11 protein-coding genes are annotated in these 12,039 nt (G+C 74.2%); 2 read left to right on the top strand and 9 right to left on the bottom strand.

The annotated features are described in order from the left end of the window. Positions 1-51 precede the first annotated feature (51 nt). From FXF51_RS45415 to paaA, 8 genes are read right to left on the bottom strand one after another with little or no spacing between them, the layout of a single operon-like run. Positions 52-900 carry a 3-hydroxyacyl-CoA dehydrogenase family protein gene (locus FXF51_RS45415; protein ID WP_148441017.1) on the bottom strand — a complete coding sequence of 283 codons (849 nt, stop codon included), beginning with the start codon at positions 898-900 and terminating at the stop codon, positions 52-54. Then, positions 897-1,655, bottom strand: coding sequence for an enoyl-CoA hydratase/isomerase family protein (locus FXF51_RS45410; RefSeq protein ID WP_148441016.1), 759 nt, complete (start codon positions 1,653-1,655; stop codon positions 897-899). Before FXF51_RS45410 ends, FXF51_RS45415 begins: the two co-directional genes overlap by 4 nt. Next, positions 1,652-2,842 carry a thiolase family protein gene (locus FXF51_RS45405; protein ID WP_148441015.1) on the bottom strand — a complete coding sequence of 397 codons (1,191 nt, stop codon included), beginning with the start codon at positions 2,840-2,842 and terminating at the stop codon, positions 1,652-1,654. The genes FXF51_RS45410 and FXF51_RS45405 overlap by 4 nt, the downstream gene beginning before the upstream one ends. Before the next feature lie 38 nt (positions 2,843-2,880). Continuing rightward, the gene (gene paaE, locus FXF51_RS45400) at positions 2,881-3,963 is read right to left on the bottom strand and encodes a 1,2-phenylacetyl-CoA epoxidase subunit PaaE (RefSeq protein ID WP_148441014.1); all 1,083 of its coding nucleotides are present in this window, start codon (positions 3,961-3,963) and stop codon (positions 2,881-2,883) included. A 4-nt stretch (positions 3,964-3,967) separates the two neighbouring features. Further along, the gene (gene paaD, locus FXF51_RS45395) at positions 3,968-4,513 is read right to left on the bottom strand and encodes a 1,2-phenylacetyl-CoA epoxidase subunit PaaD (RefSeq protein ID WP_411268429.1); all 546 of its coding nucleotides are present in this window, start codon (positions 4,511-4,513) and stop codon (positions 3,968-3,970) included. Further along, positions 4,507-5,424 (bottom strand): 1,2-phenylacetyl-CoA epoxidase subunit PaaC, encoded by a 918-nt coding sequence (gene paaC, locus FXF51_RS45390; protein WP_148441013.1) that lies wholly within the window; start codon positions 5,422-5,424, stop codon positions 4,507-4,509. The genes paaD and paaC overlap by 7 nt, the downstream gene beginning before the upstream one ends. A 10-nt stretch (positions 5,425-5,434) precedes the next feature. Further along, a complete protein-coding gene (paaB, locus tag FXF51_RS45385; RefSeq protein WP_148441012.1) occupies positions 5,435-5,728 on the bottom strand; it encodes a 1,2-phenylacetyl-CoA epoxidase subunit PaaB in 294 nt (97 codons plus the stop codon). Further along, positions 5,725-6,681 carry a 1,2-phenylacetyl-CoA epoxidase subunit PaaA gene (paaA, locus tag FXF51_RS45380; RefSeq protein WP_187414938.1) on the bottom strand — a complete coding sequence of 319 codons (957 nt, stop codon included), beginning with the start codon at positions 6,679-6,681 and terminating at the stop codon, positions 5,725-5,727. Before paaA ends, paaB begins: the two co-directional genes overlap by 4 nt. A 104-nt stretch (positions 6,682-6,785) precedes the next feature. Between paaA and paaZ the strand changes: the two genes are divergently transcribed. Together paaZ and FXF51_RS45370 are read left to right on the top strand one after the other, a co-directional pair. Next, positions 6,786-8,825, top strand: a complete 2,040-nt coding sequence (gene paaZ / locus FXF51_RS45375) for a phenylacetic acid degradation bifunctional protein PaaZ (protein WP_148441010.1) — start codon at positions 6,786-6,788, stop codon at positions 8,823-8,825. Beyond that, positions 8,822-9,625: an enoyl-CoA hydratase/isomerase family protein gene (locus FXF51_RS45370; RefSeq protein ID WP_262380265.1), complete on the top strand. Its 804-nt coding sequence runs from the start codon at positions 8,822-8,824 to the stop codon at positions 9,623-9,625. The genes paaZ and FXF51_RS45370 overlap by 4 nt, the downstream gene beginning before the upstream one ends. 5 nt (positions 9,626-9,630) lie before the next feature. Here FXF51_RS45370 and FXF51_RS45365 read toward each other — a convergent pair. Further along, positions 9,631-12,039 (bottom strand): helix-turn-helix transcriptional regulator (locus tag FXF51_RS45365; protein ID WP_148441009.1); only part of this gene is annotated, 2,409 nt, incomplete at its 5' end.

Genomic DNA, 12,039 nt, shown 5'->3' with positions numbered 1-12,039 from the left:
GCCCCGCCCAGGAGGTGCCGGGCACGGCGGCGGCATGGCGGCGTCACCGGCTCACCAGGTGTAGAAGCCCTGCCCGGTCTTGCGGCCCAGGTGCCCGGCGGCGACGAGGTCGCGCAGGATGCGCGGCGGCTCGAAGCGCGGGCCGAGCTCGCGGGCCAGGTGCTCGGCGATGGCCAGCCGCACGTCCAGCCCGACGATGTCGGTGGTGCGCAGCGGCCCGACGGGGTGGCGGTAGCCGAGCGTCATCGCGACGTCGATGTCGGCCGCGCTCGCGACCCCCTCCTCCAGCATCCGCATCGCCTCCAGCGCCAGGCACACCCCCAACCGGCTGCTGGCGAACCCGGGCGAGTCGCGCACGGTGATCGGCGTCTTGCCCAGCGCCGCCACCCACCCCTGGGCCCGCGTCACCAGTTCGGGCTCCGTCTGCGGCGCCACGACGATCTCCACGAGGTCGCTCACCGGGACGGGGTTGAAGAAGTGCAGGCCGAGGAAGCGTCCGGGCGCCGCCAGCCCGGCGGCCAGCCCGGCCAGGGACAGGCTGCTGGTGTTGGTGGCGAGCACCGCGCCCGGCGCCTGCTTCCCGGCCAGGGCCAGCACCTCGGCCTTCAGCGCCGCGTCCTCGGGGACGGCCTCGATCACCAGCTCGCACCCGGCCAGCCCGGCGGGATCGGCGGTGGCCACCAGCCGGGACGCGGCCGACTCCGCGGGCTCGTCGAGCGTGCCCTTCGCGGCGGCCTTGGCCAGGCTGTCACCGATCCGGCCGCGCGCGGCGGCGGCCGTCCCGTCGGAGCTCTCCACGACGACCACGTGGCCGCCCGCGACGAGGAACGCGTGCGCGATGCCGGCCCCCATCCGCCCGCCGCCGACGACTCCCACGGTCCTGGGCAGGTCAGCGTTCATCGATGGCCCTCTTTCCTGTTGCGCCGGTCCAGAAACGCCGTCATGCGGGCGTGCTTCTCCTCGGTCTCGAACAGCACCGCCTGCGCCACGTCGTCCACGAACGGGTGCGCGTCGCGCGGCGCGTGGAAGACGGCCTTCATCAGCCGGGTGGCCAGCGGCGCCTGCGCCGCGATCCGGTCGGCCAGCAGGTGGCCGGTGGCGAGCAGGTCGCCCGGCTGCACCACCTCGTTGAGCAGGTGCACCGACAGCGCCTCCTCCGCCGTCAGTACGCGGCCCGCGAGCAGGATCTCCTTGGCCAGCGGCTCCCCGACCAGCTCGGCCAGCCGCCAGGCGGCGCCGGCGGCGGCCAGGATGCCGAGGCCCGTCTCGGGGTTGCCGAGGCGGGTGCGCGGCGTGCCGATCCGGAAGTCGCAGGCGTAGGCGAGTTCGGCGCCGCCGCCCAGGGCGTAGCCGTCGAGCAGGCCGATGGTGGGCATCGGCAGCTTGTGGATCCGGTCGAAGATCTTGGAGTTGATGCCGCGCAGGGCGTCGTCCCTGCCGCGTTCGCGGAGCTGGGCGATGTCCGCGCCGGCGGCGAACGTGGCGCCCTCGCCGACGATCAGGACGATCTTCGGTTCGGCCTCGGCGGCGGCGCACGCCTCGTGCAGGGCGTCCACCATCGAGCGGTCGATGGCGTTGCGGACGTCGGGGCGGTTGAGCCGCCACACGACCCGGTTCTCGCCCTCCTCGACCAGCAGGCTCGGCTTCCCGCTCATGGCCGCTCCACGAGCAGCGCCGCGCCCTGGCCGACCCCGACGCACAGGGTGGCCAGCCCCCGGCGTCCGCCGGTGCGTTCGAGGCGGCCGAGCAGCGTCACCAGGATGCGCGCCCCTGAAGCGCCCAGCGGATGCCCGAGCGCGATCGCGCCCCCGTCGGCGTTGACCCGGTCGAGGTCGAGATCGAGGTCGCGGACGCAGGCGAGCGACTGAGCGGCGAACGCCTCGTTCAGCTCGACGGCGTCGAGGTCGCCCACGCCCCACCCGGCGCGTTCGAGCACCTTGCGGGTGGCGGGCACCGGCCCGATCCCCATGATCTCGGGCGGCACCCCGGCGTGCGCGGCGGCCACGAGCCGCGCCCGGGGCGCCAGTCCGTGCCGTTCCAGGAACCGCTCGCTCACCACGACGACGGCCGCCGCGCCGTCGTTCAGCGAGCTGGAGTTGCCCGCCGTGATGACGCCGCCGGGCCCGTGCAGCGGCCGCAGCCGGGCCAGCCGCTCCATGCTGGTGTCCGCGCGCGGCCCCTCGTCGGCCTCGGCCAGGTCCCCGGCCGCGCCCTTGCCGACCGGCACCGGGACGATCTCGCCGGCGAACCTGCCCTCCTTGGCCGCGGCCACGGCCCGCTGGTGGGAGCGGAGCGCGAACGCGTCGAGCTCCTCGCGGCCCAGCTTCCACCGCTCGGCGACGGTCTCGGCGGTCTGCGGCATGGACGCGGTCGTGGCGGCGTCGAAGCGCGGGTTGGTGAAGCGCCAGCCGATGGAGGTGTCGAAGGACGCGCCCGGCTTGGCGAACGCCTTGGCGGGCTTCTCCATCACCCACGGCGCCCTGGTCATCGACTCCACGCCGCCCGCGACGACCACGTCCGCGTCCCCGGCGGCGATGAGGGCGCGCGCGGTGGTGACGGCGGTGAGCCCGGACGCGCAGAGCCGGTTGACGGTGAAGCCGGGCACCGTGCCGGGCAGGCCCGCCAGGAGGGCGGCCATCCGGGCGACGTTGCGGTTGTCCTCGCCCGCCTGGTTGGCCGCGCCGAGCACCACCTCGTCCACCAGGCCGGGGGCGATCCCGGCGCGGGCGACGGCCTCCCGCACGACGAGGGCGGCCAGGTCGTCGGGACGGACGTGGGCGAGCGCGCCGCCGTAACGGCCTATCGGCGTCCGCACGCCGGAGACGACGAAGGATTCGGGCACGTGCAGCTCCTGTGATCGGTTGACGGTACTGGTCGCGGTCAGGCGTCGTAGTCGACGGTCACCTGCTCACCGACCGGATAGGTCTGGCAGGTGAGCACGAACCCGGCGGCGACCTCCGCCGGTTCGAGCGCGTAGTTGCGGCGCATGTCCACCTCCCCTTCCCGTACCACGGCCCGGCACGTCCCGCAGACCCCGCCCTTGCACGCGAACGGCAGGTCGCCCCGGGTGGCCTGGGCACCGTCGAGCAGCGTCGTCTCCCGGGACACCGCCGAGGTGGTGCGCAGACCGTCCAGCACGGTGGTCAGCTCGGTGGTGGCGCCGCAGACCCCGTTCGCGAGGCGGCGGGGCGGCGGCGGAGGGGCGTCGGCGTAGAACAGCTCGACATGCGCCCGATCCTCTGGCACCCCCAGCTCGGCCAGCACATCCCGCGCCTCCTCGACCATCCGCAGCGGCCCGCACAACCAGACGTGGTCGAACACCTCGACGGGGACGAGCCCGGTCAGCAGGCGGCGCAGCCGGTCGCCGTCGAGCCGCCCCGACAGCAGCTCGACGTCGCGCGGCTCCCGCGACAGCGCGTGCACGACCTGCAGCCGGGGGCCGTAGCGGTTCTTCAGGTCGCCCAGCTCATCGGCGAACATGACGGTGCGGCTCGTCCGGTTGCCGTACAGGAGGGACACCTGCGCGGCGGGATGGGTGAGCACCGTCGAGGCGACCGACAACATCGGCGTGATGCCCGAGCCCGCGGCGACGCACAGGTGCCGCTCGCCCAGGTCAGGGTCCGCCTGCCAGGAGCCGGTGGGCGGCTGCGTCTCGATCCGGGTGCCGGGCCGCACCTCGTGCACGAGCCAGGAGGAGAACAGGCCGCCGGGGATCTCCCTGACGCCGATGCGCGGCGCCGCGCCGGCGGGGGCGCAGATCGAGTACGAGCGGCGGTGCTCGCGGCCGTCGATGACGCGGCGCAGGGTGAGCGACTGGCCGGCCTTGAAGGCGTAGGCGTCGCGCAGCTCGTCGGGGACGGCGAACGTGATCGCGGCGGCGTCGTCGCACAGCCGGTCCACGGCCGCCACGGTCAGCGGGTGGAAGACGGCTGCCCTGGACGGGGCGGGCGCGAGCGTGGTCATCGGCTCAGATCTCCTTGACGTGCTCGAACGGTTCGAGGCAGTCGGTGCAGCGGTAGAGGGCCTTGCAGGCGGTGGCGCCGAACTGCGAGGTGAGGCGGGTGGCGGCCGAGCCGCAGCGCGGGCAGGGCGGCGCGGTGCGGGGCGGGCCGAGCGTCAGCGGCACCGGTCCTGTCCGCTTCGGCACGGGGCCGGGCGCCGACATTCCGGCGGCGCGGAGCGCGGCGCGGCCCCGTTCTGAGATCCAGTCGCTGGACCAGGGCGGGTCGAGCACGATCCGCACCTCGACGTGGGCGAAGCCGGCGTCGTTGAGCCGGTGGACGAGGTCGTCGCGCATGGTCGCCATGGCGGGGCAGCCGGTGTAGGTGGGGGTGATCGAGGCGATGACGACGTCACCGCCGTCCGCGTCCCGCTCCATCTCGACGCCGCGCAGGACGCCCAGGTCGGCGAGGGTGAGCATGGGCATCTCGGGATCGCGCACCTGCGCGGCGACCTCGGCCGCCCGCCGCCCGGCCGCCCGCCGTGCGGCGTTCGCCGTCCCGCCGCTCACCAGCGCCCGCCCGGGTGAGCGCGGGCGACCACCTGCATCTCGGCGAGCAGCCGGCTCAGCTCCTCGGTGTGCAGCCCGTCGCGGCCCGTCCGCCCGCCGACCCCCGCCAGGTCGCCGCGTTCCGGACGTGGCACGCCGCTGACGGCCAGCACCTGGTCGAGCACGGCGTCCACCTCCTCGCCCAGCGCCGCGGGATCAACCCCGACACCGGCCTCGGCCAGCGCACGTTCGAGCGGGTGCGCCGCCACCAGCTCCCCCCGCAACGGCCACAGGGCGTCGAGGGCGGCGAGCAGCCTGCGGTGCGACTCCTCGGTGCCGCGCGCCAGCGTGAGGAACCATCGCCCGGCCCAGTCCCGGTGGTAGGTGACCTCCTTGACGCCCTTGGCCGCCACGGCCGCCAGCACCCGGTCCCGGCTCGTACGCAGCCGCTCCAGCAACGCCAGCCGGGCCGTGGAGAACAGCAGCAGCCGCACCACGACGTGCGCGAAGTCCCCGTTGGCCACCTCGGCCAGCCGCACGTTCCTGAACTCGCGGTCGTCGCGGAAGAAGGCGAGCGCGTCCTCCGGCGGCACCGGCGAGCCCTCGGGCAGCGCGGGCACCACGCCGGGGTCGGCGGCGGCGGCTCTGGCCAGCAGCAGGCGGGCCTGGCCGAGCAGGTCGAGCGCCATGTTGGCGAGGGCGATGTCCTCCTCCAGGTCGGGCGCGCGGCTGCACCACTCCGACAGGCGCTGCGACATGATGAGGGCGTCGTCGCCGAGCATCAGGCAGTACGCGGCCAGCTCGGCGGGGTGCACGCCGTCGGGCGTCGTGGTGTCGACGCCGGCCAGCGGGTCCTCGAAGCCGGTGCCGAAGGCCCACTGGGAGGAGTCGCCGCCGAGCAGGCCGTCGAAGACGCTGCCGTGTTCGTCGCTCATTTTGCGTTCCTCACATGTGCGGGACGTCGTCGGGGATCTCGTAGAACGTGGGGTGCCGGTAGACCTTGTCGCCGTTCGGCCCGAACAGCGGGTCCTTCTCATCCGGGCTGGAGGCGGTGATGGCGTCGGCGCGCACGACCCAGATGCTGACGCCCTCGTTGCGGCGGGTGTAGACGTCGCGGGCGTGCCGCAGGGCCATCGTGTCGTCCGGGGCGTGCAGGGATCCGACGTGCACGTGGTTGAGGCCGCGCTTGCCGCGCACGAACACCTCGTACAGCGGCCACTCCCGCCTGCCGGCGCTCATCGGGCGGCCCCCTGCGAAGCGGCCTCGCGGGCGGCGAAGGCGGTGGCGGCGTCGCGTACCCAGGCGCCCTCGTCGTGGGCGGCCCTGCGGTGCGCCAGCCGCTGCTCGTTGCACGGCCCGTCACCCCTGATGACGGCGGCCAGCTCCCGCCAGTCGGGCTCGCCGAAGTCGTGGTGCCCGCGCTCCTCGTTCCAGCGCAGCCCGGGGTCGGGCAGTGTCACGCCGAGCGCCTCGGCCTGCGGAACGGTCATGTCCACGAACTTCTGCCGCAGCTCGTCGTTGGAGTTGCGCTTGATCCCCCAGGCCATGGACCGCTCGCTGTTGGGCGACTGCGCGTCCGGCGGCCCGAACATCATCAGCACCGGCCACCAGAAGCGGTCCACCGACTCCTGCACCATGGCCCGTTGCTCGTCCGTCCCGCGCATCATGGTCATGAGCAGCTCGTACCCCTGTCGCTGGTGGAACGACTCCTCCTTGCAGATGCGGATCATGGCGCGGCCGTACGGGCCGTAGGAGGTGCGGCAGAGCGGCACCTGGTTGCAGATGGCGGCACCGTCCACGAGCCAGCCGATGGTGCCGACGTCGGCGTACGACAGGGTCGGGTAGTTGAAGATCGAGGAATATTTCTGCCTGCCGGTGAGCAGCATTTCGGTCAGCTCGGCGCGGGAGACGCCCAGCGTCTCGCAGGCGGAGTACAGGTAGAGCCCGTGCCCCGCCTCGTCCTGCACCTTGGCCAGCAGGATCGCCTTGCGCCGCAGGGACGGCGCGCGGCCGATCCAGTTGCCCTCGGGCTGCATGCCGATGATCTCGGAGTGCGCGTGCTGGGCGATCTGGCGGACGAGCGTCTTGCGGTAGGCGTCCGGCATCCAGTCCCGGGGTTCGACCCGGTCGTGGCGGTCGATGGTCGCGTCGAACGCGGCCTGCAGATCCGGCTCCGCCGGGGTCGTCGTCATGTTCCCTCCGAGACACATCACTCTTATTTACTTATCGCTCGGTCAGTAATACCGTGACACGGGTCGGGGTCTTCGCGCAACAGGTCCCGGGGAAAGGAGACAGCGTGAGCGCGCTGCTGGAGAGCTACGCCGCCGGACGATGGTTCCGCGCGGCCGACGACGGTGAACCGCTGCTCGACGCCGCCACGGGCGAGGAGGTCGCGCGGATCTCAAGCCGTGGGCTGGACGTCGCGACCATGGTCAGGCACGCCAGGGACACCGGCGGCCCGGCACTGCGAGCCCTGACCTTCCACGAGCGGGCCGCCCTGCTCAAAGCCCTGGCCAAGCACCTGCTGGAGCACAAGGAGGAGCTGTACGCGCTGTCCGCGTGCACCGGCGCCACCGCGCGGGACACCGCGGTCGACGTGGACGGCGGCATCGGCACCCTGTTCAGCTACGGCAGCAAGGGCGTCAGGGAGCTGCCGAACGACACGGTCGTCCTCGACGGCGGCCTGGAGCCCCTCGGCAAGGGCGGCACGTTCGTCGGCCAGCACCTCTACACCTCCCGGCCGGGCGTGGCCGTCCAGATCAACGCGTTCAACTTCCCCGTCTGGGGCATGCTCGAGAAGCTCGCGCCCGCCTTCCTCGCCGGGCTGCCCACGATCGTCAAACCCGCGAGCCAGACCGCCTACCTCACCGAGCTGGCCGTCCGGCGGATCGTCGAGTCGGGCCTGCTGCCCGAGGGCACGCTGCAACTCCTGGCCGGCTCGGCGGGCGGGCTGCTCGACGAGCTGACGATCCAGGACTCCGTGGCGTTCACCGGCTCCGCGCACACGGCCGGCATCCTGCACCGCCACCCGAACGTGCTCGACCACGGCGTGGCGCTCAACGTCGAGGCCGACTCGCTCAACTGCTCCATCCTCGGCCCCGACGTGCGTCCCGACGACCCGGAGTTCGACCTGTTCGTCAAGGGCGTCGTCACCGAGATGACCGTCAAGGCAGGCCAGAAGTGCACCGCCATCCGCCGCGTGCTCGTCCCCGCGGGGATGGCCGGGCCGGTGGCCGACGCGCTCGCCGGCCGCCTCGCGAAGGTGAGCGTCGGCGACCCGCGCAACCCCGACGTGCGGATGGGCCCGCTCGCCAGCCTCGGCCAGCGCGAAGAGGTACGCAAGGCCGTCGAGTCGCTGATGACCGGCGCCGAGGTCGTCTTCGGCGACCCCAAGGGCGCGGCCCTGCTCGACGGCGACCCCGAGCGCGGCGCGTTCATGACCCCGCTCGTGCTGCGCGCGCGGCCGGGAGCCGTCGAGCCGCACGACGTGGAGCCGTTCGGGCCGGTCAGCACCGTGATCGGCTACGACGGCCTGGACGAGGCCGTCGCGCTCGCCGCCAAGGGCAAGGGCAGCCTGGTGGCCTCCGTCGCCACCCACGACCCCGGCGTCGCCCGCTCCGTCGTGCTCGGGCTCGCTCCGTGGCACGGCCGCGTCCTCGTCCTCGACAGGGACGACGCCAAGGAGTCCACCGGGCACGGCTCCCCGCTGCCCGTCCTCGTGCACGGCGGCCCGGGACGGGCCGGCGGCGGCGAGGAGCTGGGCGGCGTGCGCGGCGTCCTGCACCACATGCAGCGCACCGCCGTGCAGGCCTCCCCCGACCAGCTCACCGCCGTCACCGGACGGTGGACGACCGGCGCCGCCCGCGCCGAGTCCGGGGTGCATCCCTTCCGCAAGTCGCTGGCGGAGCTGCGGATCGGCGACACGATCGCCTCCGCCCCTCGCACGGTGTCGCTCGCCGACATCGACCACTTCGCCGAGTTCACCGGCGACACCTTCTACGCCCACACCGACCCGGCGGCCGCCGCCCGCAACCCGCTGTTCGGCGGCATCGTGGCGCACGGCTACCTGGTCGTGTCGCTGGCCGCCGGGCTCTTCGTCGACCCGGCGCCCGGGCCCGTGCTGGCCAACTTCGGCGTCGACTCCCTGCGCTTCCTCACCCCGGTCAAGGCCGACGACACCATCGCCGTGACGCTGACCGTCAAGCAGATCACGCCCCGCGTCAACGCCGACTACGGCGAGGTCCGCTGGGACGCCGTGGTGACCAACCAGGAGGGGCTGCCGGTCGCCACCTACGACGTGCTCACGCTGGTCGCCAAGACCTGGGACGCGCGGTGAGCGGCCCGGTGGACGGGGCTCCGGTCGTCGTCGAGCGCGACGGCGGCGTGGCCGTCGTGACCCTCAGCCGCCCTGAGCGCCGCAACGCGCTGGACGCCAAGACCAAGGTGGCGCTGCGCGGCGCCCTTGAGGACGTCGCCGCCGACGGCGCCATCCGGGCGGTGCTGCTGACCGGGGCGGGCGGCGCGTTCTGCGCCGGGCAGGACCTGGCCGAGCACGCGGCGGCGCTGCGCGAGGATCCCGCGCACGCGTTCGACACCGTCGAGGAGGACTACGCGCCCGTCGTCCGGCTGCTCGCCACCATGGGCAAACCGGTCGTCGCCGGTGTCAACGGCACCTGCGTGGGCGCGGGGCTGGCCCTCGCGCTCGCCTGCGACCTGCGCGTGCTCGCCGAGGACGCCGTGCTCGGGACGGCCTTCAGCGCCATCGGCCTGACCTGCGACTCCGGGCTGTCGGCGACGCTCACGCGGTCGGTCGGCGAGTCGCGGGCCAGGGAGCTCGTCCTGCTCGCCGAGCCGTTCAGCGCTCAGCAGGCGGTCGAGTGGGGGATCTCGGGGCGGGTGGTGCCGCGCGACGAGGTCGGCACGGCGGGGCGGGCGCTCGCCGCCCGGCTCGCTTCCGGGCCCACGGCGGCCTACGCGGAGTCGAAACGGCTCATCGGGGAGGCGTGGGGGCGCGACCTCGGCGCGACGCTGGCCGCCGAGGCCCGGGCTCAGGAACGGCTGGGGCTGACGAAGGACCATGCGGGGGCCGTGGAGGCGTTCCTGGCCAAACGCAAACCCGCCTTCGAGGGTCACTGACAGGTTCACGCATGGTCGGGCAGGGCCTCCGGGAGCTGGTGGCGGGAGGTGATGGACAGCTTGGCGAAGACCTTGCCCAGGTGGTACTCGACGGTCCGCGGGCTGAGGAAGAGCTGGGCGGCGATCTCCGGGTTCGACAGGCCGGCCCTGGCCAGGCGGGCGACCTGGGCCTCCTGAGGGGTCAGCCCATCGTCGGCTTCCGCCGTGCGCTTGCGGACGGTCTCGCCGGTGGCCAGCAGCTCGCGGCGGGCACGCTCGGCGAAGGCCGTGGCGCCGAAGCGGTTCAGCATCTCGTACGCGGTGCGGAGCTGCTCGCGCGCGTCCACCCGCCGGTGCTCGCGGCGCAGCCACTCGCCGTAGAGCAGGTGGGCGCGGGCGAGGTAGACGGCGACCCGGCCGCCGCTGAGCCGGCCGATGGCCTCGCGGTACAGCGCGTCGGCGGCCTCAGGGCCGGACAGCAGTGCCCTCGACATGGCCAGCAGGCCGAGCGCCCAGCTCGTGCCGCTGGCTGTGGCCCGCTCCTCCAGCCGCCGCAGCGCCTCCCCTGCCGCCTGCGGGGTGTCGCAGCGGACGGCCGCCTCGACCAGCTCGACGAGGGCGAACCCGTAGACGCCGAGGTCGTCGTGCTCGCACGCCTGCTCGGCGTTGGCCAGCGCGTTGCGGTACTGACCGAGGCCGTTGTACAGCACCGCCTCCACGAAGTGGCGCGCGCCGAGCGCCCGCCCCTCACCCCAGCTTGTCGCCCACTCGATGCCGACCTCCATCATCGACACCAGCTTGACGTCGCCCGACCAGGCGAGGAGCAGTGACGTGGCGTACAGGAGCAGGGAGTTGCCGGTCATCCTCAGCAGCGCGTGGGATTCCTCGATGCACGCCGTGGCGGCGCCGAACTCGCCGGCGTGCACGTGCTCGGCGGCGCGGTAGGTGAGGGCCAGGGGCAGGAAGTTGACCGCGCCGCTCTCCCTGGCCGTGCGCAGCGCGTGCGTGGTCAGCTCGGACCACGTCTCGTCGTCCCACATGTCCGCGGCGGTCAGCCAGGCCAGGAACAGCCAGCGCATGACGTCCTCGCCGTGGTGTCCCGCGTCCCTGCGGAAGGCCAGCAGCGTGTCGTTCAGCAGCGGCGCGCCCTCGACGTAGCCCTCGGCGAACCGTGCCACCAGGGCGTCGAGCAGCGCGTCCACCAGCCGTGGCGGCTGCGGTGCAGGCGGCGCGGCGCGGGCGGCGTCCGCCACCTTCTGAATGGCGCCGTACCCGTTCAGCCTGCCGGAGTGCACCGCCGAGCCGATGGCTTCGAGGTACGCCTCGCGGGCGCGTCCCGGATCGACCTGTTCCAGGGTCCTGGCCGCGTCGAGCAGCAGCGGGACGGCGTCGCCGCCGCGCCTGCGCGCGAACAGGATCTGGCCGCGCAGCCGGGCCAGCCGTCCGCGGCGCAGCTCGTCCAGCGGGCCCATCTCGGCGGCGTCGAGCAGTTCGAGCGCCGCGTCAGGGGCGCCCGCCTCGAAGGTGGCCTGCGCGGCGGACACGGCCCTCATCCCCCGTCTGACCGGGTCGGGCGTCAGCTCGGTCGCCCGCCGCAGGAACGCCGCCGCGGCCGCCAGCCCGCCGCGTGCCTGGGCGCGGCCGGCCGAGCGCTCCAGCTCGTCCGCCACCGTCTCGTCGGGCTCGACGGCCGCGTGGGCGCGGTGCCAGGCGCGCCGGTCCGGATCGGACGCGGGGTCGGTCGCCTCCGCCAGCGCCCGGTGCACCTCCCGCCGCTCGCCGGGGTCCGCCGCCCGGTACGCGGCCGAGCGCACCAGCGGATGGCGGAACCGCGCCCGCGTGCCGAACTCGGCCAGCCCCGCCGTCTCGGCCGCTGGCGCGGCGTCGGCGCCGATGCCCAGCCGTTCGGCGGCCCGCCTGAGCAGCGCGACGTCCCCGACCGGGTCGGCGGCGGCCGTCAGCAGGAGCCGGCGGCTCGCGGGCGGCAGCTCCTGGATGCGCCGCAGGAAGCTCTGCTCGATCTGGCCGGACAGCGGCTGCGCGTCCGGGCGGCCGAACCCGCCGGCCAGGTCGGCCGGGGTCAGGTCGCGTGGCAGCTCCAGCAGGGCCAGGGGGTTGCCGCGGGTCTCGGCGACGATCCGGTCCCTGACCCGATCGTCGAGCCGTCCCGGCACCACCGAGTCCAGGAGCGCGCGTGCGTGGTCGTCGCGCAGGCCCGTGATGACCAGCTCGGGCAGCCCGGGGAATCGGTCGTCGGCCGCCGGTTCCGCCGGGGTGCGCGTCGCGAACACCATCGCCACCCGCTCGGCGAGCAGGCGGCGGGCGACGAAGGCGAGCGTCTGCGCCGAGACCTGGTCGAGCCACTGCGCGTCGTCCACGGCGCAGACGAGCGGCCGCTCCTCGGCCGCCTCGGCCAGCAGGCTGAGCACCGCCAG

This window comes from Nonomuraea sp. PA05, assembly GCF_008086045.1.
Classification (GTDB): Bacteria; Actinomycetota; Actinomycetes; order Streptosporangiales; family Streptosporangiaceae; genus Nonomuraea; species Nonomuraea monospora.
The sequence above is the reverse complement of the archived record's forward strand: the minus strand, read 5'-3'. Positions and strand labels throughout refer to the sequence as shown.

Coding starts and splice junctions, on each gene's coding strand:
- paaB (WP_148441012.1), bottom strand. CDS start 5,728: ATGAGCGCCGGCAGGCGGGAGTGGCCGCTGTACGAGGTGTTCGTGCGC.
- paaA (WP_187414938.1), bottom strand. CDS start 6,681: ATGACGACGACCCCGGCGGAGCCGGATCTGCAGGCCGCGTTCGACGCG.
- paaE (WP_148441014.1), bottom strand. CDS start 3,963: ATGACCACGCTCGCGCCCGCCCCGTCCAGGGCAGCCGTCTTCCACCCG.
- FXF51_RS45410 (WP_148441016.1), bottom strand. CDS start 1,655: ATGAGCGGGAAGCCGAGCCTGCTGGTCGAGGAGGGCGAGAACCGGGTC.
- paaC (WP_148441013.1), bottom strand. CDS start 5,424: ATGAGCGACGAACACGGCAGCGTCTTCGACGGCCTGCTCGGCGGCGAC.
- FXF51_RS45415 (WP_148441017.1), bottom strand. CDS start 900: ATGAACGCTGACCTGCCCAGGACCGTGGGAGTCGTCGGCGGCGGGCGG.